At 36.9% G+C, this 22,491-nt stretch carries 21 protein-coding genes; 9 read left to right on the forward strand and 12 right to left on the reverse strand.

Going from position 1 to position 22,491, the window contains the following annotated elements; all coding sequences use genetic code 11:
• Positions 1-163 precede the first annotated feature (163 nt).
• The 4 genes from pepF to NH288_RS09210 are packed head-to-tail and all read right to left on the reverse strand — an operon-like array spanning position 164 to position 4,565.
• Positions 164-1,942: an oligoendopeptidase F gene (gene pepF, locus NH288_RS09195; RefSeq protein ID WP_265214830.1), complete on the reverse strand. Its 1,779-nt coding sequence runs from the start codon at positions 1,940-1,942 to the stop codon at positions 164-166.
• Positions 1,943-1,953: 11 nt separating this feature from the next.
• The gene (locus tag NH288_RS09200; RefSeq protein WP_106461201.1) at positions 1,954-2,769 is read right to left on the reverse strand and encodes a hypothetical protein; all 816 of its coding nucleotides are present in this window, start codon (positions 2,767-2,769) and stop codon (positions 1,954-1,956) included.
• Position 2,770: 1 nt separating this feature from the next.
• Complete coding sequence (locus tag NH288_RS09205; RefSeq protein ID WP_106461202.1) at positions 2,771-3,454, reverse strand: rhomboid family intramembrane serine protease; 684 nt, start codon at positions 3,452-3,454, stop codon at positions 2,771-2,773.
• Between the two features lie 28 nt (positions 3,455-3,482).
• Entirely contained in the window at positions 3,483-4,565 is a 1,083-nt protein-coding gene (locus NH288_RS09210) for a glycerate kinase (protein ID WP_265214832.1), read from the reverse strand.
• 873 nt (positions 4,566-5,438) lie between these two features.
• On the opposite strand from NH288_RS09210, the gene NH288_RS09215 reads away from it, so the two are divergent.
• The 8 genes from NH288_RS09215 (at position 5,439) to NH288_RS09250 (ending at position 13,298) form a co-directional block, all read left to right on the forward strand.
• Positions 5,439-6,347, forward strand: coding sequence for a DMT family transporter (locus NH288_RS09215; RefSeq protein WP_265214833.1), 909 nt, complete (start codon positions 5,439-5,441; stop codon positions 6,345-6,347).
• Positions 6,348-6,472: 125 nt separating this feature from the next.
• Complete coding sequence (gene ahpC / locus NH288_RS09220; protein WP_265214834.1) at positions 6,473-7,042, forward strand: alkyl hydroperoxide reductase subunit C; 570 nt, start codon at positions 6,473-6,475, stop codon at positions 7,040-7,042.
• A gap of 2 nt (positions 7,043-7,044) precedes the next feature.
• Positions 7,045-8,574 (forward strand): alkyl hydroperoxide reductase subunit F, encoded by a 1,530-nt coding sequence (ahpF, locus tag NH288_RS09225; RefSeq protein ID WP_265214836.1) that lies wholly within the window; start codon positions 7,045-7,047, stop codon positions 8,572-8,574.
• 134 nt (positions 8,575-8,708) lie between these two features.
• Entirely contained in the window at positions 8,709-9,230 is a 522-nt protein-coding gene (locus NH288_RS09230) for a GNAT family N-acetyltransferase (protein ID WP_265214838.1), read from the forward strand.
• Positions 9,231-9,810: 580 nt separating this feature from the next.
• Complete coding sequence (locus NH288_RS09235) at positions 9,811-10,494, forward strand: ZinT/AdcA family metal-binding protein (RefSeq protein WP_106461208.1); 684 nt, start codon at positions 9,811-9,813, stop codon at positions 10,492-10,494.
• Positions 10,478-11,842 (forward strand): metal ABC transporter substrate-binding protein, encoded by a 1,365-nt coding sequence (locus tag NH288_RS09240; RefSeq protein WP_265214840.1) that lies wholly within the window; start codon positions 10,478-10,480, stop codon positions 11,840-11,842. Before NH288_RS09235 ends, NH288_RS09240 begins: the two co-directional genes overlap by 17 nt.
• Positions 11,839-12,510, forward strand: coding sequence for a metal ABC transporter ATP-binding protein (locus NH288_RS09245; protein WP_265214842.1), 672 nt, complete (start codon positions 11,839-11,841; stop codon positions 12,508-12,510). Before NH288_RS09240 ends, NH288_RS09245 begins: the two co-directional genes overlap by 4 nt.
• Positions 12,504-13,298, forward strand: a complete 795-nt coding sequence (locus NH288_RS09250) for a metal ABC transporter permease (RefSeq protein ID WP_265214845.1) — start codon at positions 12,504-12,506, stop codon at positions 13,296-13,298. Before NH288_RS09245 ends, NH288_RS09250 begins: the two co-directional genes overlap by 7 nt.
• A 128-nt stretch (positions 13,299-13,426) precedes the next feature.
• Here the strand turns inward: NH288_RS09250 and NH288_RS09255 are convergent, their stop codons facing one another.
• The 8 genes from NH288_RS09255 to NH288_RS09290 form a co-directional block, all read right to left on the reverse strand.
• Positions 13,427-14,182, reverse strand: coding sequence for an ABC transporter ATP-binding protein (locus NH288_RS09255; RefSeq protein WP_265214847.1), 756 nt, complete (start codon positions 14,180-14,182; stop codon positions 13,427-13,429).
• On the reverse strand, positions 14,169-15,044 hold the full coding sequence (locus NH288_RS09260; protein WP_265214849.1) for an ABC transporter permease: 876 nt from the start codon (positions 15,042-15,044) through the stop codon (positions 14,169-14,171). The genes NH288_RS09255 and NH288_RS09260 overlap by 14 nt, the downstream gene beginning before the upstream one ends.
• 14 nt (positions 15,045-15,058) lie before the next feature.
• On the reverse strand, positions 15,059-16,051 hold the full coding sequence (locus NH288_RS09265) for an ABC transporter substrate-binding protein (protein WP_265214850.1): 993 nt from the start codon (positions 16,049-16,051) through the stop codon (positions 15,059-15,061).
• Between the two features lie 548 nt (positions 16,052-16,599).
• Complete coding sequence (tnpA, locus tag NH288_RS09270; RefSeq protein ID WP_265214852.1) at positions 16,600-17,070, reverse strand: IS200/IS605 family transposase; 471 nt, start codon at positions 17,068-17,070, stop codon at positions 16,600-16,602.
• Positions 17,071-17,252: 182 nt separating this feature from the next.
• Entirely contained in the window at positions 17,253-19,328 is a 2,076-nt protein-coding gene (locus tag NH288_RS09275) for a heavy metal translocating P-type ATPase (protein WP_265214854.1), read from the reverse strand.
• On the reverse strand, positions 19,328-19,660 hold the full coding sequence (locus tag NH288_RS09280; RefSeq protein WP_265214856.1) for a DUF6110 family protein: 333 nt from the start codon (positions 19,658-19,660) through the stop codon (positions 19,328-19,330). Before NH288_RS09280 ends, NH288_RS09275 begins: the two co-directional genes overlap by 1 nt.
• 173 nt (positions 19,661-19,833) lie before the next feature.
• The gene (gene argF / locus NH288_RS09285) at positions 19,834-20,844 is read right to left on the reverse strand and encodes an ornithine carbamoyltransferase (protein WP_265214858.1); all 1,011 of its coding nucleotides are present in this window, start codon (positions 20,842-20,844) and stop codon (positions 19,834-19,836) included.
• Between the two features lie 68 nt (positions 20,845-20,912).
• Positions 20,913-21,902: a DUF4236 domain-containing protein gene (locus NH288_RS09290; RefSeq protein ID WP_265214860.1), complete on the reverse strand. Its 990-nt coding sequence runs from the start codon at positions 21,900-21,902 to the stop codon at positions 20,913-20,915.
• 165 nt (positions 21,903-22,067) lie between these two features.
• Between NH288_RS09290 and NH288_RS09295 the strand changes: the two genes are divergently transcribed.
• The gene (locus NH288_RS09295) at positions 22,068-22,322 is read left to right on the forward strand and encodes a YkvA family protein (RefSeq protein WP_265214862.1); all 255 of its coding nucleotides are present in this window, start codon (positions 22,068-22,070) and stop codon (positions 22,320-22,322) included.
• Positions 22,323-22,491: the final 169 nt, after the last annotated feature.

A 22,491-nucleotide genomic window follows, 5' to 3' on the forward strand; every position in this document is an offset into this window, starting at 1 on the left:
CACAATTATACTTTAAGGAGGTTTTCTTGGTGCTTGAAGCTAAAGCGAAGTCCCTCCACCTGCATAGCAGGTGGTTTTTTGTTTCGCTCTCTTTCGTTCGCTCAACTCACTTAAGTGGACAAAAAAAATACCCTCTTTGCTTGGCAAGGAGGGTATTTTTTTCTTATAATATTGCTTCTCTTAAGTCCTTCATAGCATCTCTTGCTACATCCATTGCAGCTTGCATGGCTTCTTTATTTGTCATGTCGACTCCTGCTTTTTTGAGGACTTCTAGTGGATATTCGCTTTCGCCTGCTTTTAGGTAGTTTAGGTAGGCTGTCCTATCTTCGTCTGTGCCGTGTAGGATTTTTTGGCTTAGGGCTACTGCGCTCATGAAGCCTGTTGCGTATTGGAATACATAGTAGAACATATAGAAGTGTGGTATTCTTGCCCATTCTGATGCTATATAGTCATCTACTTCTATGTCTTTGCCGAATAATTCTTCGTTTAGCTCTTTGTAGATTGCATGTAGTCTTTCTGCTGGGATTGGTTCTCCTGCTTCTACTAATTTGTTTACCTTGTGTTCAAATTCTGCAAACATTGTTTGTCTAAATACTGTTGATTTGAATTGGTTTACAAAGTAGTTTAGGAGATATTTTGTTTCTTCTTCACTTTGGCTATGTTTTAGCATGTAGTCAAGGAGTAGAAGCTCGTTGGTTGTGGATGCTATTTCTGCTAAAAAGATTGAGTATGAACCATATTGGTATGGTTGGGTGGATCTTGTGTAGTAGGAGTGCATGGAGTGGCCTAGCTCGTGAACTACTGTAAATACGTCATTTATGGTGTTGGTGTGGTTTAGTAAGATGAATGGTTGGGTGTCATAGGATCCTGATGAATAGGCACCAGATCTCTTACCCTCGTTTGGCATGACATCAAACCATCTTGATTCAAAACCTTCTCTTGCTACTTTTACATATTCTTCACCAAGTGGTGCTATGGCTGCTAGGACTATTTCTTTTGCTTCATCAAATTCGATTTTTCTGTCATAGTCTTCTACTAGTGGCACATAGATATCGTGGAAGCCTAGGTCATCTACACCGAGGTATTCTTTTCTTAAAGTTGTGTAGTCTCTGTGAATGTCACTATTTTCATGAACTACTTCTAGGAGGTTGTCGTAGATTTCTTCTGGAAGATTGTTTTTGAAAAGTGACATTTCTCTTGCTGATGAGAATTTTCTTAATTTTGCTTCTACGTTATGAGCTGTAAATTCACCGTCTAGAGTTGATGCTAGGGTGTTTGAGTATTGTCTGTATGTCTTGTAATAATTCTCATAAACCTCACGTCTAAAGTCCCTGTCTGGGTCTTCTTGGAGGGTTACGAAGTTAGCATCAGATAATCTTATCTCTTCGCCATCCTTTTCTACGCTTGGGAAGGATAGGTCTGCGTTATTAAAGATCATATAGGTGTTTTGTGGGTTATTCTTTAGTTTGCCGAAGGCTGCTAAGATTGTTTCCCCATTTTCATCTAGGACATGGTCTTTGTTTCTAAAAATATCTTCGAAATAGTGTTTTAGGTATGAAATTTCACTATCTTCTAGGTATTCATCTATAACTTTTTTATCTGTTGATAAAAGCTCTGGTTGTACGAAAGAAAGGGCACTTGATGCTCCTACCCATGTATTTTGAGCTACTTGGCTCATCTCTTGGTATTTGGTTACCCTGGTATCCTCATCTGATTTTAGGGATGAAAATACATAGGCCTTTTCCATCTTTCTAGAAAATTCTTCGTCTAGTTTGAGGTAGGCCTTGAAATTTTCTAGGCTTGATGTGATTTTTCCCTTGTAGGATGTAAGCTTTTCTACAAGAGCCTTTATCTCTTCTATGTCTTTATAAAAATCTTCATCATTCTCATAAATGGATGATGTATCCCATTTTAATCTTTCTTCTATTTCGTTTCTTTGCATTAAATATCCTCCTATTTTATATTTAATATTTTACCTTTTTCATCTTCATATTTTACAGTTAATATCTTATTTTTAGGGTCGCTTGGCATATTTCCTACAGAAATCTCATCACCATCTAGGCTCGCCTTTATTTTTTTGTATTTTATATTATAGGCTGTTAGGATTTCTCCCAAATAATCATCTTCTGCCTCTAGCCTATTTTTTATAAGACTTTTAAGGTCATTTGTAGAAGCATCCCTATTTTCTAACAAATCTCCTAGTCTATAAACCTTGGTTGCAGGGTCTGCTTTTGAGTTTTCGAATTTAAAGGAATCTATCAGCGACATATATTTATTGTATAAAAAATATGCCGAAGATGTAGAATCCTCATTTATCACGACCTGGCTAGCAAGTAGCATAGGGCCGGAGTCAGATTCTATTACATCAAATGACACCTTAGAGAATATTCCGTCAGGACTTATGACCGGTCCATATTCCTTTTCTACCAATTGGTCGTTTTTCTCAAAAGATAAAACAGCAGAAAAAGAGTCTGGTGAATATGATGACTCAAGAACGGATATGCCTAGATAATTATCCCCTAGGCCAAAATCCTTCAAAAAACCCATAGCATCTTCTATAGCTACTGCATTTCCCATCTTGCCCCTGCCATAAGTTTCTTCAAAATCAAGGCTGGATGATCCTGAATTTGTAGATGGCAGGTATTTTATCTCTGGAAATTCAATCTCTTCAGATTTTTTAGGAGTGTTTTTGGCTTCAAATTCTGCCTTTGACTCAAAACCACAAGATGTCAAAGTCAAAAGAATGCCCAAAATCAATATTTTCTTCATATTACACTCCTAAAAGCGACTTATTACCTATCCTTATTAGGATAAAGGCCAAGGCTAGGGTCGCTAGACCTGCCACAACTTGTCTAGGAATAGATAAGTCCCTTCCAACAACTGGCAAGGCATTGGCAAGGATAAATCCTCCCACAAAACCGCCCAAGTGGCCAAGAACGCCCACTCCAGGCATAAGGAAGGAATAAATCACGTTAATTACAACTATTGACACAAAGCTTGCCCCAAAACTATGGAGGATGGCATCATCCCTATAGACAAGCATCATGCCGATAGCTATACCCAAAAGCCCATAAAGACTAGTAGATGCCCCAGCAGATACCGTATAGACATCCCCAAAGGCATAGGAAACAAGATTGCCAAAAATCCCGCAGACTAGGTAGATTATAAGAAATCCAACAGATCCATATAGCCTTTCAAATATAGGACCGATATTGTAAAGGAAATACATATTAAACATAATATGAAAAAATCCTATGTGGATAAAAGAAGCCGTAAAAAGCCTCCACCAATCCCCTTCTCCTACGAGAATCTTGGAATTTGCACCAAATCTTATCAAATTTTCAATACTTTCACTACCACCACTAAGACTCATCAGAACAAAGACAATCACATTAATAATCATCAAAGCCGATGTGACCTTAGCCTGGCTAAGTCTTTCTAAATTAATATTCATAAGATAATTATACCTCTTATCCTCTCAATTAAAGCAAGGACTCAACCCTTTTGGCAAGAAAGCCTATTTCCTTATACATATCCTGCCTGTCATAAGCATCTCCGAGCTTGTAGGAAATAATTTTATCAAAATCCCCCTTATCCTCAACCCTCTTATTAGTAGAGTCTTCAAGGAAGATAATTTCAAGGTCTTTATTGTATCTTTTGGCAAGTTTGGCCACGTTTTGAGATGAATAGGCCCCAAATTGCTCGACATTCTCACCTAAAATAAGGACATCCTTATCCCTTATTAGCTTTTCAAAATCAAGGGTCTTCATCATAAAGTCCATAGACTTAGTAATCTTGACCTTAAAGAAGAGATAGAGGGCCCAGGCCACCCCACCACCAGAACCAAGACCTGGCATATCGACAGAGCCTGTTCCAAGTTCATCCTCGATAATCTTCTTAAAATGCTTAGATCCCTTAAAAAGCCTAGCAGTATCAAGGTCGCTAGCTCCTTTTCTGTAGACCCTATCTTCAAGAAAAGAATTTTCTCCAAAAAGAGTCTTAAAGGTGGATGTAGCTATGACAATCTTAACATCTTTAAGCCTCCTATCAAGGCCAGAAATATCAGTCTTAGCCACCCTTTCCATATTTTCAGCAATAGGGTTAAGTTCTCTATCATCAGGATCGTAAAACCTAGCTCCCAAAGCATAGAGCATACCCATACCCAAATCGTTAGTAGCAGTATCTCCGATGCCTATATAAAAGGACTTGGCCCCATTATCAAGGCCATCAAGAATCATCTCCCCAAAACCAAGCGAAGAAGACTCCATAACCCTAAGGTCTTCCTTATAAAGGAGCCTAATTCCAGAAGATTCAGCCATCTCCATAACAGCCAAATCATCCTTAAGTATGTATCTGGCGGTGATCACATCATTTAGAGGATTATGTACATTGACATATTTATATTTCCCCTTAATCACAGCCTGCATAGCTTCAACAGTCCCATCGCCCCCATCCAAAAAGGGCATGACAGTCACATCTTCATTCATATTATTTTTAAAAACATTTCCGATTTCAACGGAATTTTCAAAAGTTTTTATAGAATCAATTCCAATTAATATTTTCATCTTATCTCCCATCCTTATAATATATACCCTAGAAAATTAAAATTTATTAAAGAAAAAGGACTTATTCAAAAATAAGTGCAAAAAGCTTTACAAATAAGCTATTTGCTGCTATACTAAATAAGAAGGTTAAGAAACTTTCGCTGTTTAACTCATGAAATCTACATATGATTTCAACCATTAGAGACCATTAGGAAATCCCTAATGGTTTTCTTTATATGCAACAGACGAAAGAGATTGCTAAGGAACGTAATGTTTTTATCTACGATGCTCCTATTCGTCGCATCTCCGATAAAAAATTACATAAGGTTCTATATCTATTTTTCAAGACAAGCTTGAAAAATAGTATAGAACGCTTAGATATCGCTTACGATATCTAAGCTACCATTAGCTGTTTAACTCATGAAATCTACATATGATTTCAACCATCAGGGCCATTAGTATTTAGCTAATGGCTCTATTTAATGGTAGCAAAAATATTGTAAGCAATATTTTTGCGGTCTTCACAATATTTTCGAGTGCAAAGCACGAAGAAAAGATTGATGAAGAACCTTATACAGCGAATAAAAATTGATGCGACGAATAGGAGCATTGATTTTTATGAGTCGCATTGTTTAGTAAATAGCTTATTTTCATAGTTTTAAAATATAATTTGCACATTCGAGATTTTTTTATATTCACATATAGCCGATGTACTTACAAAACCCTATAATATAAAGAACAATGGTTCTCATGGCTGGACTGGCTTGTTCTCTATCATGTCGAAGGAGCTTTGCAACTAAGATATTTCATACCCCTTTAAAATTAGTTAATTTTTGCTATATTCTCTTTATTTGGTAAAGTTAAATAGTAAGTTATTAATTTCAGGAGGATAATTTGTTAAAAAATAAGAAAACAGCTATTATATTTTCTATCTTTGCCATGTTCCTTTGGGGATCGGCTATTCCTACTATTAAGACTACCTATGCAGAGCTTGCTGTGGCTAGTACTGATACTGGTCTTAAGATTCTTATAGCGGGAATTAGGTTTTTTATGGCAGGGATTATTACCCTTATATATTTTAAGATTTTTAATAAAGATGAAGTAGACAAGAGTCAGATTAACTGGAAATTCATTATAATTTTGGGTCTTATCCAGACCTTTATCCAGTATATGTGCTACTATATAGGCCTATCAAATACTGCGGGTGTTAAGTCATCTATTATCCAGTCAGCAAATTCCTTTATAGTGGTTATCATCTCATTTTTCCTACTTCCAGGTGATAAGATTGACAAGAGAATTATCATTGCCCTTATCATGGGTACTGCCGGTATTATTGTCACAAATATGGGCAAGGAAGCAGGTGATAGTCCCTTAAGACTAACTGGTGAGGGTTTGATACTTGTATCTACCACCATAAATGCCCTATGTACAGTCCTTGTTAGAAAATATGGCCAGGGCCAAAATGCCTATATTATGACAGGGGTTCAATTTTTGATAGGGTCTACCATCCTTATAATCACAGGATCTATACTTAAGGAAGGAAGTCTGATCTTTACAGCCAAGGCTGCCATCTTACTTTTATATGCTGCCTTTATTTCAGCTACCGCCTTTAGCATTTGGACAATAGTCCTTATGAACCACTCAGCAGGAGAATTTGGAATTTACAAGCTCTTTGTCCCACTTTTTGGATCTGTCCTATCAGTTATAATCCTAGGAGAGACTTTTACTACAAATCTTGCTATCGGTATGATTTTAGTTTTATCAGGGTCTTTAATTTTAAATACCAAGAAGAAAAGAGCATAATTTTAGCTTTCGCCTTAGGCGAAGGCTTTTTTTATGTTTATTTTTATAAAAACTCTTTCCCTTGACTTTTTAAATTAGAATGATTATAATTATTATTATAGAATATAAATAAAAAGGAGAAAATTATGGCTTTAATCGGAAAAACATTACCACAATTTGAACTTGACGCATACAATCCAGCTAAGGAAGAATTTATAAAGGTTACAGATGAGGACCTAAAGGGTTCTTGGACTGTTCTTATCTTCTATCCTGCTGACTTTACATTTGTATGTCCTACAGAGCTTGAAGATATGCAAGAATCATACGCAGAGCTTAAGGAACTAGGAGCTGAAGTTTACTCAGTATCTGTTGATACTCACTTCGTTCACAAGGCTTGGCATGATAATAGTGATGCTATTAGCAAGATTGAATACACAATGATTGGTGATTCTAACAAGGAATTAACAAGAGCTTTAGACCTACTTGATGATTCAGGCAAGGCTCACAGAGCTACCCTTGTTCTTGATCCAGAAAACGTCATCCAAACTGTTGAAATCAACGCTGATGGCATAGGTAGAAAGGCTAATGTAAATATTAACAAGGTTAAGGCTGGAAAATATATAGCAGCTCACCCAGGCGAAGCTTGCCCAGCTAAATGGGAATCAGAAGAAAGTGCAACCCTTACACCAGGACTTGACCTAGTAGGTAAAATCTAATAATGTTAGATAATAATCTAAAGACCCAGTTAGCCCAATACCTTGACCTCCTCAAAGGGGAGGTCACTATTGGGCTTTCTGTTGATAATAGCGAAAATTCCAAAAAAGTTAAGGAATTTATAGACGATGTAGCAAGCCTTTCATCAAAGATAAAGGTTGAGGAAAAAGACCTTGCCTACAAACCATCCTTTGATCTTAAGGGAGAGTTCGACCACGGTAATATAGTCTTTGCAGGCCTTCCACTAGGCCACGAATTTGCTTCCTTTGCCCTTGCCCTTTTACAAGTTGGAGGAATAGAGCCAAAGGTTGATGAAAGTATAAAGGCTAGGATTAAGGCCCTAGACGGATGCAATTTTGAAACAATTGTATCTCTTTCTTGCCACAATTGTCCAGATGTTGTCCAAGGCCTAAATATCATGGCCATCCTAAATCCTTCTATAAATCACACCATGATTGAAGGATCCATGTTCCAAGACCTAGCAGAAGGTCGTGATGTCCTTGCAGTTCCTGCCATCTTTAAGGATGGGGACTTCTTTGAGGGAGGCAAGCAATCAATCGAGACAATCCTTGATAAACTCGGCTCAAAGATAGATGCTGACCACTTTGCTGATAAGGGACTTTTTGATGTCCTAATAGTAGGTGGAGGTCCAGCAGCAGCAACAGCGGCTATCTATGCAGCTAGAAAGGGAATCAAGACAGGAATCATTGCCAGCGAATTTGGTGGCCAAGTTAATGAGACTCTTTCTATAGAAAATATACCAGGCTTTAAATATACCGAAGGCCCTGAATTTATGAATCAAATGAAAGAGCAAGTCAAGGCTTTAGATGTTGAGATAATGACAGGTGCCCTTGCAGAAAATATTGAAAAGAAAGATTCTAATATAGAAATCAGCCTAGATAATGGTGCTAAGCTTGAATCAAAAACTGCAATAATTGCCACAGGAGCTAGGTGGAGACTAATCGGCATTCCTGGAGAGACTGAATTTAGAAACAAGGGTGTAGCCTATTGTACCCACTGCGACGGCCCACTCTTTAAGGGCAAAAATGTAGCGGTAATTGGCGGAGGTAACTCAGGAATTGAGGCTGCAATCGACCTAGCAGGCATGGTTAACCATGTAACAGTCCTTGAGTTCTTGCCAGAATTAAAGGCTGATGACGTCCTACAAAAGAAGGTCAAATCCCTTTCAAATGTAGAAATCATAACCAATGCCCAAACCACAGGCCTCTACGGTTCTAACAGGCTAGAAAGCCTAGAATATACTGACAGGATTTCTGGCAAAGACCACAAACTTGATATAGCTGGATGCTTTATCCAAGTAGGGCTTGTACCAAATACAGAATGGCTAGAAAAAACTGAAGTAAGCCTAAGCCAAAGAGGAGAAATCATCACATCTGCAGATGGGTCTACAAATGTAGAAGGCATCTATGCAGCAGGAGATGTTACAGAAGAACTCTTCAAACAAATAGTAATAGCAGCAGGATCTGGCGCAACAGCAGCCCTTGGTGCTTTCAACTACCTAATGAGAAAATAAATTTAGAGATAGAAAAAGACAGAGTCATTGCGATTTCTGTCTTTTTTGATGAATATTTTTGAAAAATTTACCTTAGCTTGAAAATTATAAAAGTCAAAATAAAATCAATTAAAAACTAAAAGCGAGGAGACTTTGTGGAAAAGATACAAACAAAAAGATTGACCCTAAGAAAGCTTAATAAAGATGATGCTAAGGCCATCTACGAGGGATGGGCAAGTGATGAAGAGGTCACCAAATTTCTCACCTGGCACCCTCACGAAAACATCGAAACGACTCAGGAAATCTTAGATTCTTGTCTAGAAGCTTACAAGGATGAGGCTTGCTATAGGTATGGCATAGAGCTTACTAAGGAAAAAAAGCTCATCGGCATGATAGATGTGGTGGAATTTGATGAAGGCATACCAGAAATCGGCTACGCCTTATCAAGATCATATTGGAATCATGGCTACATGACAGAAGCCTTAAAGGCCTTTATTTACCAGCTTATCTTAAGGGGCTATAGAAAAATATATATAGAAGCAGACGAAAATAACCTAGCAAGCTTAGCGCTAATAAAAAAGAATGGATTTAGCTTTTTGGGCAAGGAAAGAAAGATAAAATCCACCTTCAAAAACGAACTTGTAACAGTTAATACCTATCAACTTGATATAAAATAAAACAAGCCTACTACTTTGTTTTGCAAAGTAGCGGGCTTTTATTTGTCTGTAAATTTTTTAAAAAAATAATTTCTGCTAGTAACTAGAAGAATCGAATATATTAATTTAAAGAAAAATCTATCAGTACTTCCAATAAGAGTGGATAATATAGCAAACATCGATAAATAATAAACTTTTCTAAATATAAAATCTAGCTTTATCTTTTTCATAATTTAACTTACTCCTAAATAAATTATTATCCTAGCTTGCCTATAAATTTATTCAGTGATATTCTAATAATTATTTAGTATTTAATTATCAATAAGAAGATTTTCATACTTATTATTATATAAACTATTACTATATTTAAATATATTTTCTAAACTTAATAAAGTTTAAGATCTGACATGATTTTTATTCTAACTTAGGCTATATAGCTTATTTACAAGATTCTAAAGGTCTTTTTGCATTAATATTCTTTGTTAAAATATTAATTTTAACTGATAACGCAAATCACCCTTGACTTTTTGGATGATAAGTGTTATTATTATCAATATCAGTTAGTCGATTAACAATTAATAAAAATTTATGAGGTGAAACTATGAAAAACAAAAATAAATATACTATTGCAGCCCTACTTTCATTAGGACTTGTTCTTTCTGCTTGCCAAAAAGATGCAGCTGATACAAAAACCAAAGAAGATACTAAGGCTGAAACAAAGGTTGAAGAAACAGCTAAAGAAGAAAAACCAGCTGAAGAAGCTAAAGAAGCTGAAAAGCCTGCTGAAGAAGTAAGCATGGCTGATTGGGAAGGCCAATGGAACGGCATGGGCGGATATCTAGAAAAACCTGAAATCCAAGAAGCTTACAAGACTTTAGCAGAAAAAGAAAATACTGATGAAGCATCAGCTAAGGAAGCTTATCTTAAGAAGAGAAAATGTGACTTTGGCGGTCTTGAAATTTCTGGCGACCATGTTAAATTCCTAAAAGAATTCCCTGAAGCTAAGGGCGAGGTAATAGGTGAAGCAGATTACAAATACAAAGAAAAAGTAGAAGTAGAGCACGGTGGACACAAACTTGAATGGGATATATTTGAAGCTACAAGCGAAGATGCTCCTTACAAGGTTCTTATGATGATGCCTATCCACGGTGAAGAAACTCTAACCCACTTCCATATGAGATATGGTGATGATAAGGATAGCCTACTTAAGGAAGAAGGCTGGTACCCAACATTTGTAAAACCTACTTCAACAGACCAACAAATTATAGATGAAATTACTGAATAGGATACTATCCCTCGATCTTAGTAGAATTAAGAAGAATTTTTCAATAGTATTTTCGCTCCTTGTCTTAATACTTGTCAGCGGATGTTCTAAGGATGTTAAAAAAACAGGTGATTCCCCTTTAGTTTACACTTCCTTTTATCCGGTAAATGACCTTACGAAGATGATTGGTGGAGATACTATCAATGTTAAAAGCTTTATGCCTTTGGATAAGGATCCCCATATTTGGGAACCTAGTCCAAAGGATATGAAAAAACTAGCCTCATGTGATTTATTAGTTGTAAATGGGGCAAATATGGAGCCTTGGCTTGATACTGTTAGGGAAAATCTTCCAAATCTTGATATCCTTAAGCTTTCTGATTCTGTAGACCTTATTACCTATAAGGGTGCTGCAGCAATCGGTGATTTTCAATACTTATCCAGAATTGAAATAGAGGCTGGCAAAAATAAAATCGACTTCGGCCATACTCATGAAGATATGATGAGGGTTGCTTTTATTAAAGATGAAGGCCTTAATCAAAAAGACTTAGTCAAGAAGGCTAAGGAAATTATGAGCCAAAAAGGTGAACTAGTGGCTCAAAAATCTACCAATAAGGTAGAAGAAGGCAAGGTTTACGGAGTAGAGATGGGCCATGAATCTGGTGAAGTATTTTTCGACTTCCCGGAAAGCGGAAAGTGGATTTTCATTTCAGATAGGATTAGTGAAGATTTGCTGCCTTATAATCTAATGGATAGCAAGGGTAATATCCTAAAAGATGAAGGCAAGGAAGAATCCCTTATGGAAGGGTCTTCATCAGGTTTTGATAAGATTACCTATGATCCCCACTCTTGGCTATCTATTGTAAATGCTAAAAAATACCTAAACGCCATTCAAGAGAAGCTAATAGAAAAATATCCAGAAAATGAAAGACTCTATAAGAAAAACAAATTAAAATATGTAGATCAATTGACAGATATAGATGCAGAATATAAAGAGAAATTCTCTAAGCTTGATAAGGCAAGGAAAAATTTCCTAACCCTCCACTATGCTTACGCCTATATAGCTAGAGATTTTGACTTAACCCAGTACCCTCTCCAAGGTCTGACCAGTCTTGAAAGCCCAAGTCTTAAGACAATAAAAAAGGCAATTGATTTTTCTAATTATTACCATATCTCAACAGTCTTTTATGAATATGGACAAAATCCCAAACAGGCAAAAGCCCTTGCAGAAGAAATTGGCGGTAAGGTATCTCCCCTTGCCTCAATGGAGTTTTTAAGCAAGGAGCAAAAAGACAAAGACCAAAATTACATTGATTTGATGCGTATGAACCTAGAAAATCTCTACAATTCTATGGTCGAGGAGGAAAAATGAAAGCGATAGAAATAAAAAATCTTACCTTTGCCTATAATAAAATTCCCGTCATAAAATCTTGTGATTTTAGTCTAGAAATGGGAGATTTAGCACTTATACTTGGTGGCAATGGTAGCGGTAAATCAACTTTAATAAAATTGATGTTGGGAGAGTTGAAAAAAGATACAGGAAGTATTAAAATTTTGGGGAAAAATATCGAAGATTATAAGTCATACAAAGATATAGGTTATGTTCCACAAATAAATATAGTCAACAAAATATCCTTTCCTATAACTTGTTTAGAACTTGTATCTTTAAACCTCTATGAGGATTTTGGCTTTATTAAAATCCCCAAAAAATCCCATTACCAAAAGGCTAGAGATATCCTTATTAAGATGGGTATGGAAGATTATATAAACACACCAGTTAATGAATTATCTGGCGGCCTTGCTCAAAGAGCTATGATCGCCAAGGCAATGATTAATAATCCCCAAATCCTAATTCTAGACGAACCTACAGCCGGGGTTGATAAGGAAAGTAAGACGAATTTCTTTGAAACTATAGACATCCTTTCAGAAAAATTCTCAATTACTATAGTTATGGTTACTCATGAATTAAAGGAAATGGAAAGTCTTAAGTTAAATATGAAAAAATATGAAATGTCAGAAGGGAGGCTAGTAGAATGTTAGAATTTGCCTTTATGAGAAAAGCTTTATTTTTAGGCTTCCTCCTTTCAATTATGATTCCTATTATAGGAATTGTCATGGTCAATAGGAAGACTTCTATGATAGGCGATGCCCTATCACATACCGCCCTTGCTGGAGTTGGTATGGGTTTAATTCTTGGTTTTGATCCACTCCTAGGATCTGCTATTATTTGTGTGTTGGCAGCCTTCCTAATTGAATTAATTAGAAAGAAATTCCCCCAATATGGAGATATGGCAACAGCTGTAATAATGTCAACAGGCCTTGGTATAGCGGCAATTCTTTCAGATTTTGCACCAGGCGGAAATTCCTTTGAATCCTATCTTTTTGGTTCGATTTCATCGGTTACAAGTGCTGATATTATAAATACTTCTCTAGTATTTATCTTAGTAATAATGCTTTCTGTTAGCAGATATTCAGCCCTTTTGGCTATAGCTATAGATCCAAATACCGCAAGGCTTTCTGGAGTTAAGGTTCAAGCCCTTGATGCTGTCTTTACCCTACTTGCAGCTATAACAATAGCCCTTTCTGTTAAGATAATTGGAGCTTTGATGGTCACAAGCCTGATAGTGCTCCCTGTGGCTACAGCCCTTATAGTTGCTAAGTCCTACAAGCAGACATTTTTCATAACTACTATTCTGGGTGTAATTTACATGATGGTGGGAATAATCATGTCTTACCATTTTGATATCAAGCCAGGTGGCGCTATAGTAGTAAATGCAATTTTGGGAATGGCGATATTTGCTCTATATAAAAAAATTTCAAAAAAATAGGTAAATAACTTGAACCCTCCTTTTATTTCAAGACTTAACTTATTTTTATAAGATAAATTATTTACCCCTTTATATAAAAACTGGCTAGGCTCTAATCAAAATGATTAAGGGCCTAGCCAGTTTTTTAATTATTCTCCAAGAATTTCCTTATAAGACCTTATAAGTTCATCTTCTGTTATATCTTTGGCCCTTACATCTAGGGCAATTTGTCCCTTATTTAGCATGATTATCCTATCAGAATATCTTACTACATCTCTTAGGTTGTGAGAGATTAAAAGGGTGGTGATTTTTTCTGTATCTATTAGGCTCCTGGTCTTATCCATGACATTTCTACTTGTCTTTGGGTCAAGGGCTGCTGTGTGCTCATCTAAGAGGAGGAGTTTAGGTCTGATATTTGTAGCCATAAGGAGGGCTAGGGATTGTCTTTGGCCTCCTGATAAGAGGCCAGTCTTGGTATGAAGCTTATCTTCAAGGCCTAGATTTAAGGATTTTATCCTTTCGATTATTTCTTTTTCATCGGCGTTTTTCCTTAGGGATTTGAGGGTAAATTTGCCAGATTTTTTAAGGGATAGGGCCATATTTTCGTAAATATCTAGGTTTGTCGCTACCCCATCTTTGGGATCTTGGCTTACCTTTCCGATATAGGCTGCTCTTTTTTCCTCGCTAAGGCCTGTCACATCTTCCCCATCTATTAAAATTGACCCCCTATCAACAGGAAGGGCTCCTGAGATTATCCTCATAAGAGTGGACTTGCCGCAGCCGTTTGGGCCTATAATTGTTGTGGCAATTCCTTCTTCTACCCTTAGGGAAAAGTCTTTGAATATGGTATTTTCTTCTTCTGTGCCTGGGTTAAAGGTCTTTGAAATATTTCTAATTTCCAACATTTTTTACCAACTTTCTATGCTTAGCCCCTGCTAGGTAATTATTGTAGGCTATGAAGGCTATGACGATAAGAGCTGTGATTAGCTTTAGGTCGTTTGGGTTTAGGCCTAGGTAAATTGCAATTCCTGATATTATCCTATAAATTATGGCACCTATAATTGCCTTGGTGGTATCCCTTAGTTTTGACGAATTCTTACCGAGTGTATCGCCGATAATGATTGAGGCTATGCCTGTTACAATCATAGCTGTGCCCATACCAATATCTGCAAAGCCTTGATAATTTGCCATAAGTCCACCAGAAAGTCCTATAAGGGCGTTGGATAAGATTAGGCCAAGGGCCACGTAGGTGTCAGGGTCTTTGCCAAGGGATTTTACAAGCTTTCTATTATTGCCTGTGACCTTTAAGAGATAGCCCTGCTCGCTTCTTAGGAAGTAGTCTAAGCCAAGTTTTATTATGATTACAAGACCAAGAAGGACTGCCCATTTAGGAAGTTGTCCAAAAATGGATGGGTACTGGGCAATTGGAATATTGCTTGCCCCGCCTATCCTCAAATTTAGAGAATAGAGGATGGTTAGGGTAAGGATACCTGTTAGGAGGGGTTGGACCTTGACTTTTTTGTATAAGATGTAGGTCAAAAATCCTGCCAAGCCCCCGCCAATGCTTGATAGAACTAGACCGAGGTAGGGATTTAGGCCTTTTGCAATTATTACCGCTGTGAGGAAGGCTCCCATTGGGTAGGATCCTTCAAGGGATAGGTCGTAATATTCTAATATTTTGTATGATAGCATGTAGCCCATGGCCAAGATTCCAAAGATTAATCCAATCTCAACAGATGTGGCCAAGGACCCGAATAGTCCTGTCATTTTTTCTCTCTTTCTTATTTTTCAATATATTCTGCATCCTTTAGAACTTCATTGTTTAGGTTAAGTCCAAGGATCTCTGCTGTCTTTTTATTTACTAAAGTTTTTAGGCTCTCGGCATCTTGATAAGGAATATCTTTGATAGCTTTGCCATCCTTTAGGATAGCTACAGCCATCTCGCCAACCTTTTTGCCACAGTCCTTGTAATTAACTCCTTCTGAAATTAGGGCCCCATTTTCAACTGAGCCTTCATCGCAGGCAATAGATGGGATTTTGTCCTTATTTAAATTTTCAGATAGGACTGGCATAGCATTTACCACGACATTATCTGTAACTGTAAACATAGCATCGATCTTAGACTTTAGAGATGAGATGGCTTGTGGAATATCATTTATAGTTGAAACACCTTGTTTTTCAAGCTTTAATCCTCTTTGACCTAGGGCTTTTTCTAGAGCCTCGATTTGAACTACAGAGTTTTGCTCGTTTGTGTTATAGATTGTGCCAAAGGTCTTTGTTTCTGGATATAATTTTAAGAAATCATCTATGAGCTTGCCCGGATCTACATAATCGCTGACCCCTGTTATATTTGCCCCAACCTTGCTGGTTTCATCTACAAGACCAGCTCCAACTGGGTCTGTTACAGCTGAAAATAGGATTGGTAGGTCAGTAATGGCATTGGCCACTCCCTGGGCTGCTGGTGTGCCTATGGTGTAGATTAGGTCTGCCTTTTTATTTTTAAGGTCAGATGCAAATTGAGGAATAAGAGCCAAATCTCCATTGGCCCTGTGGTCTACTAATTCATAATCAAGGCCTGCCTCATCAAGCTTTTCTATAAAGCCCTCTCTAGCTGCATCTAGAGATGGATGGTCAGCTATTTGAACAATGCCGATAGTAAGCTTTCCTGCGCCTTTCGCATCAGTTTTTCCTTCTTCATTTGACTTTGCTCCACAAGAAGCAAGTAAGATTGCTCCAAGGGCTAGGCTTGTGATTTTTTTGAGTATATTTTTCATTTTCTTCTCCTAAAATTTATTTGATAGATTAAGGTTTTGCCAATAAAAAAACCCGTCCATATAGGACGAGTGTAAATTCGTGGTACCACCTAAGTTTATAATCTAAAAGATTACCTTAACAGAAGTCTATCAACTTCTTGCTTCTGATAACGGTAGCTTCCGTAATAGCTTACTATCTTCGGCTATTCTGCATACAGAGGGAATAAGTAGATAATCCTTATAAGACTTTCACCAACCGTCTTTTCTCTAAGATAATTCATATAAACTGTCTTTCTGTAATCACATTTATTTGTTAGTTAGATAATACAACAGGATATAATTTTTGTCAAATTTTTATTTGTAATTTTTGATAATTATTAGTGAAAAGTCTTGACAATGGCTATTTCATAGTAGTTCTTTGAATATAAATAGCTTTAACAATCAAAACTACCAGCTTAGCTGGTAGTTTGCACAGCGCCTATAAGGCGCGAATACCGGCACGCCCCTATTGGGGCTCCGAATATTCCATCACATGCACCACTTTCCCAACTACTGCTGAAGCAGTTTTTTTATTTGTTTTTATTTACTGACTCACCCGTAAACGGGTCATAGTATTCCTTTATACTTATTTGCTCTGTGTAATAATCTTCTTTTAATTGATTTTGTATATATTCTTTTATTTTCTTTTCGTTTCTGCCTACAGTATCTACATAATATCCTCTACACCAAAAGTGTCTATTTCCATATCTATATTTCAAATTTGCATGTCTGTCGAATATTATTAACGAACTTTTTCCTTTTAAGTATCCCATTATTTGAGATACTGAATACTTTGGCGGAATTTCTACCAACATATGAACATGATCTGGACATAGCTCTGCTTCAATTATATTTATTCCTTTTCTTGAACATAGTTCTCGTAGTATACTTCCTATATCTTTTCGTAGTTGCCTATATATTACTTGTCTTCTGTATTTTGGCGCAAAAACTATATGATATTTGCATCTCCAGCTTGTATGTGATAAAGTATTTTTATCCAAGTCTAACCTCCTTATTTAATTGTGCATGTGACTATCACAATTATACTTTAAGGAGGTTTTCTTGGTGCTTGAAGCTAAAGCGAAGTCCCTCCACCTGCATAGCAGGTGGTTTTTTGTTTCGCTCTCTTTCGTTCGCTCAACTCACTTAAGTGGACAAAAAAACTTGCCCAAAAGGGCAAGTCTTATATTCTATAATCTTTCATATTTTGACCACCTATCATTACTGTGGATAGGTTGTGGATTAAGGATGATGTTGTGTTTGTGAGATAGCCTAGAACTCCTAGGGCTATTAGGCTTGAGTTTATGCCTACGATTTTTTTGTAATCATCTTTTATCCTTTGGTCCATGGATTTGGCTAGTTTTATAGCATCTATTAGGCCGTAGAGGCTATCTGTGCCTATGGATATGTCTGAGATTTCCTTGGCGATATCTGCTCCTTGGTGCATAGCTATGCCTACATCTGCTGCAGATAGGGCTACTGAGTCATTTATTCCATCGCCTATCATTATTACTGTCCTGCCTTCTGCCTTTTTCTTTTTGACATAGGCTTGCTTATCTTCTGGCAAGACTTGTGATTGGTAATGGTCTAGGCCTAGCTTTTCTGCCACTGATCTTGCTGCATTTTCTGCATCGCCTGTAAGCATGGCTATCTCATTAAAGCCTAGTTTTCTAAGCTCTTTTATGACATCTTTTGCATCTTCTCTTATTGGATCTTCTATGCATAAAACTGCAATTAACCTGCCTGAGAAGGCTAGATAAAGAAGTGAATAGTGTTCCTTAAGGTCATCTATCATAGCTCTAGTTTGGTCAGATATTTCTATTCCCTCATCTTCTAGGACAAAGTGCTCTGACCCTATTAGGGCTGGCTTGTCGACTATATATGACCTTATACCGTGGGCTACTATATATTCTGGTTTTGAGTGCATCTCTTCGTGGTGAAGGTCCTTATCCTTAGCTGCCTTTACTACAGCGTTGGCTATGGAGTGTGGGAAGTGCTCTTCAAGACAAGCGGCAATCCTTAGGCACTCATCTTCGCTTATGTCTGTTAGGGCAATGACCTTTGCAAGTTTTGGCTCAGACTTGGTTAGGGTTCCTGTCTTATCAAAGACTATGGTATCAGCCTTTGAAAGATTTTCTAAAAACCTACCGCCCTTTACAATTACATCCATGTCAGATGATTGGCTAATTGCCTTCATGACAGCTATTGGAATAGTTAGTTTTAGGGCACAAGAAAAGTCTACCATTAAAAATGACTTGGCCTTGGTGAAATTCCTAGTAAGTAGGTAGGTTAAACCTGCTCCTATAAAGGAGTATTTAACTAGGGAATCTGCCATATTTTCTGCCTTTTTCTGTGATAGGGACTTATTTCTCTCACTTTCTGATATCAGATTTATGATGTGGCTTAGCCTTGAATCGTCATATTTTTTGGAAACTTTTATAAGAATATTACCCTCTTCAAGGGCTGTGCCTGCAAAGACTACTGATCCCTTGTTTTTCTTAACAGCTTCGCTTTCTCCTGTAAATGACGCTTCATTTACCATGGCAAGGCCTTCTACAACCTCCCCATCAACTGGTATGGTTGAACCCATCTCAACTTGTACTAAGTCTCCAACTTCTACATCTTTTAGAGATTTTAATATCTTTTGACCATTCTCCTCTACAAATACCTTGTCTATATTAAGGGCCAAGGAATGGGCTAGGTCATCTTGAGATTTCTTTAGAGTGTATTCTTCTAACCTCTCGCCAAGGTCTAGCAAGAACATGATGTTGGCAGCATCTCCATATTCTCCTGTTGCAAGAGATACAGAAATGGCTGTAGCATCCAAGAGGTCTACATTTAGCTTCCTCTTCCATAGAGCCTTGATTCCATCTCTAATAAATGGGTAGGCCCTAACAAAGATTAGGTAAGAGCCTAATGGAGCTGGAATGCAATACCTAAAAAAGGCCCTCCTATAAAGGGCATCTCTTACTATCCTAAATACATCTTCCTCTTCTTGAGGGTAGAAGTCAGGATCATCAATTTCTAGCTCTTTTACCTCATTTATATCAAGATTTAAAATAAATTTAGCAAGCCTAGCTAGGCTTCCCTTTTCAAAATATACTGTAAATGAATTGGCCAGAGGATTAATCTTACAAAGATTAACCCCCTTCACACCCTCAATTAGATATTTTAAGTTATTGGCTAGATCAAAGCTTAGGTCTTCTTCATAGACAAACCTAGCCCTAGTATCTAGCCTATGGGCTAAACTTGCCCTCATTACTTATCTTCTTCCTCTTTAAGTTCTGCCTTAATTTCTTCTTTTATTTGTTCTTTAAGGTCATCTTCTGCAACCTTTTCTATATCTAGGTCAGCTTCTTTTTGAGCTTTTTCTAAATCTTCTTTTAGGTTTGCTTCCTTAGCTTCTGCAACTATGTCATCAGCTGAAACCCTAACTTGTTCGATTGTCTTATCTAGTGATTCCTTTACTCTTAATCCGCCAGCAACAGCTCCTACAGCTGCTTTTTTTGCTAATTGTGAAGTAAGAACCTTTCCTCCAAGAGCTCCAACTAAAACTCCTGCACCTATTCTTAATACTTTTTTATTAATCATAACTCCTCCTATATTGTATAAATATTATACTTATATTATATTATATCTATTATCACAAGTCAATAGAAAACCGTTGTTTTCCTCTTGTTTTAAATGATTATCAAATTCATTTAATTAATTCAATCTTTTTCAACTCGATTCATATGAATAATATTTCATAAGATGACATTAGCTTATTCATATCTTAAAGTTGAATATAAAATCGCCTTTACAGCCCCAATCCTATTTTCTGTTTGGTCAAAAACCATGGATTTTTCAGACCTAAAGACCTCATCTGCTACCTCCATACCGTCTAGGTCCATATCGCTAGGTAGCTTTTCTATTACCTTTTGGGCAAGGGTCGATTTCTTATCGTGGAAGGCTGGCAAACAGTGCATGAAAATCGAATCTTCCTTAGTCATATCCATAATCTCTTGGGTAACCCTAAATGGATAAAGCTTTTTAATCCTATCTACAGGCACATCATCCTTTTCATTTAGACCAATCCACATGTCTGTATAAATTATATCTGCATCTTTAACCGCTTCCTTGACATTGTCAGTATAGATTACATCTGAGTCGTGGTTTTTAGAAAACATATTAGAAAGGCTTACCACATCCTTATCGGCAGCATATTCAAGTGGCCCACAGCCTACAAAATTTATCCCAAGCTTAGCACAAGTAATGGCAAGGGATGATGGCATATTATCTCCTGTATAGCCCAAATAAACAAGTTTAAGGCCTTCAAGTCTGCCAAATTTTTCCCTGATTGTAAGCATATCAGCTATCATCTGGCTTGGGTGGAACTTGTCTGTGAGAGCATTATAGATAGGTATTTCTGTCAAATCTATCATGTACTCTAGAAGCTTTTGGTCAGGCCCCCTATAAACTATCCCGTCATAGTATCTATCATAGACTGAGATGGCATCTTCTAATGATTCATTAGTTCCTAGGGTATTGTATCTTAGGTCTACTAGGGACACACCGAGGCCTAAGTCAAAAGCTGCCACCTCAAAGGAAGTCCTAGTCCTATTAGAGCTTTGCTCAAAAAGCAGGATAATATTTTGTCCCTCCAAGTATTTGTGGGGCTTTCTCTTAGCCTTTAGGTCCTTAAACCTTGCTGCCTCATCTATTAAATATAGGATTTCTTTTTCGCTAAAATCCTTTAAGGCTATTACATTTCTATTTCTTAAATCGACTTGCATCTTCTCTCCTTTTGTAAGTCTAAAATACCCTCTTAAATTTAAAATAAAAAGGGCCTTGTAACTAATTATTATTTACCATCAATAACCGTATCTGAAAATACGATTAGAAGTTCTAAATCATCGGCTTTTATCTCCAAAATCCCATAGTCTACCAAATACATCTCTGGATTATCCTTGTATCTCTTATCGCAAGTCCCATCCTTATTTACATGGAGAAAGGATTTTGAAATTAGGGTCGCATCAGGGATTTTCTCTTCTTCTAGGAAAGTCTCAGCTCTTAGATCAATTTTTAAATTCTCATAGGAAAGAGCCCTGTAATCCCCATCTTGATATAAAAGCAGACAGGCTGGCAAGAAGCTCATAGTAAAATTCTTAGCTGCTAGGCTTTTAACCTTGACATTTGTATCAAGCGGGCCTTCTATGTCATTTTTTATGGCCAAAGACTCTCTAGATCTGATTATATTATCGTCATTGTCCCTTTCCATCTCCCTTACAAGCCAAACAGCGTCAGATTCTAAAATTCCCTCCAAAAGCTTATTTGTTAGGTCATATTCATCTTTTGCATCATTTTCAAAATCATAGTCGATTTTTATTGAATCTGTCCCCTTCTTGTAAAAATACATGATAGCCCCGATTATAGCTACAATTACCAAATATGGTTGGATAAAAGTCAATATGATTCCAGCTATAAAAACCAAAAGTCCCGGCATTCTCAAAGGATAAATCCTGCCTGTCTTACTTAGGACATCTTCTAGGCAATCTGATTTTATATTTTTAAAGTCTAGGCCATAAGGCTTAGTAGAAAAATCTTCCCTAGGATTTCCTGTATTTGGACTAGGCTTCTTTTCTCCCTTAAAGACAGAATCTAAAGGATTTGAAAATTCCTTTTGGTAGGAAAGGCCTGTGCCTGGTATATAAGCTGATCCTCTAATCTTGCCGCCTGCGGTGCGAGTTATCCTAAAGCCCTTGCCGCCCCAAGAAAATCCCGGACCAGTCTTACTCATATTTATTCTAAAACCCTTGCCAAGGTTTATGCTTTTTCTAAATCTAAATCCCATAATCCCTCCTTCTTACTAGTATTATATCACAAAAGAAAATTTCTTCCTTATCGATGATGTGTTTTAATAAAATTAATTTGACTTTTGATTTTTCCAAGTATAATGAAGATAGAGGTTAATATTATTAAAATAAATATTAATATTTTAAAAAGAAATGGAGATTTTATGAACAAAATTAGAAAAACCCTACCAGCTTACCTAAAGGCTCTTTTTAATAAAAATACACCAACATCTTCCAAAATCCTGGCCCTCCTTGCCATAGCCTATATAGTCATCCCTGCTGATGTCTTGCCAGATGTCTTACCCTTCCTAGGTTGGCTTGACGATGGGCTTATAACAATCTTATTAATATATTTTTCAAACAAAATGATACCAGATCTGGTAAAAGATGAAGCAATGCAAAAACAAATAGAAAATTAAAAACAAGCTCTTTTGTCTCAAAACATAGAAAACCCCTCTATCTGACCTGAACCCCAAAATCCGGAATACGGATGGAGGGGTTTTTGTATGCCAAAATACACAAAAGAATTTAAAATCAAACTAGTAACGGAATATTTATCAGGGGAATCTGGAGGCAGTCCGATGGTTG

The sequence above is a fragment of the Anaerococcus sp. NML200537 genome, from assembly GCF_026131715.1.
GTDB lineage: Bacteria > Bacillota > Clostridia > Tissierellales > Peptoniphilaceae > Anaerococcus > Anaerococcus kampingae.

Excerpts from the sequence above, each read along its gene's own strand:
- pepF (WP_265214830.1), bottom strand. The coding sequence starts at position 1,942 with ATGCAAAGAAACGAAATAGAAGAAAGATTAAAATGGGATACATCATCC.
- NH288_RS09200 (WP_106461201.1), bottom strand. The coding sequence starts at position 2,769 with ATGAAGAAAATATTGATTTTGGGCATTCTTTTGACTTTGACATCTTGT.
- NH288_RS09205 (WP_106461202.1), bottom strand. The coding sequence starts at position 3,454 with ATGAATATTAATTTAGAAAGACTTAGCCAGGCTAAGGTCACATCGGCT.
- NH288_RS09210 (WP_265214832.1), bottom strand. The coding sequence starts at position 4,565 with ATGAAAATATTAATTGGAATTGATTCTATAAAAACTTTTGAAAATTCC.
- ahpC (WP_265214834.1), top strand. The coding sequence starts at position 6,473 with ATGGCTTTAATCGGAAAAACATTACCACAATTTGAACTTGACGCATAC.
- ahpF (WP_265214836.1), top strand. The coding sequence starts at position 7,045 with ATGTTAGATAATAATCTAAAGACCCAGTTAGCCCAATACCTTGACCTC.
- NH288_RS09235 (WP_106461208.1), top strand. The coding sequence starts at position 9,811 with ATGAAAAACAAAAATAAATATACTATTGCAGCCCTACTTTCATTAGGA.
- NH288_RS09240 (WP_265214840.1), top strand. The coding sequence starts at position 10,478 with ATGAAATTACTGAATAGGATACTATCCCTCGATCTTAGTAGAATTAAG.
- NH288_RS09245 (WP_265214842.1), top strand. The coding sequence starts at position 11,839 with ATGAAAGCGATAGAAATAAAAAATCTTACCTTTGCCTATAATAAAATT.
- NH288_RS09250 (WP_265214845.1), top strand. The coding sequence starts at position 12,504 with ATGTTAGAATTTGCCTTTATGAGAAAAGCTTTATTTTTAGGCTTCCTC.
- NH288_RS09255 (WP_265214847.1), bottom strand. The coding sequence starts at position 14,182 with ATGTTGGAAATTAGAAATATTTCAAAGACCTTTAACCCAGGCACAGAA.
- NH288_RS09260 (WP_265214849.1), bottom strand. The coding sequence starts at position 15,044 with ATGACAGGACTATTCGGGTCCTTGGCCACATCTGTTGAGATTGGATTA.
- NH288_RS09265 (WP_265214850.1), bottom strand. The coding sequence starts at position 16,051 with ATGAAAAATATACTCAAAAAAATCACAAGCCTAGCCCTTGGAGCAATC.
- NH288_RS09275 (WP_265214854.1), bottom strand. The coding sequence starts at position 19,328 with ATGAGGGCAAGTTTAGCCCATAGGCTAGATACTAGGGCTAGGTTTGTC.
- NH288_RS09280 (WP_265214856.1), bottom strand. The coding sequence starts at position 19,660 with ATGATTAATAAAAAAGTATTAAGAATAGGTGCAGGAGTTTTAGTTGGA.
- argF (WP_265214858.1), bottom strand. The coding sequence starts at position 20,844 with ATGCAAGTCGATTTAAGAAATAGAAATGTAATAGCCTTAAAGGATTTT.
- NH288_RS09290 (WP_265214860.1), bottom strand. The coding sequence starts at position 21,902 with ATGGGATTTAGATTTAGAAAAAGCATAAACCTTGGCAAGGGTTTTAGA.
- NH288_RS09295 (WP_265214862.1), top strand. The coding sequence starts at position 22,068 with ATGAACAAAATTAGAAAAACCCTACCAGCTTACCTAAAGGCTCTTTTT.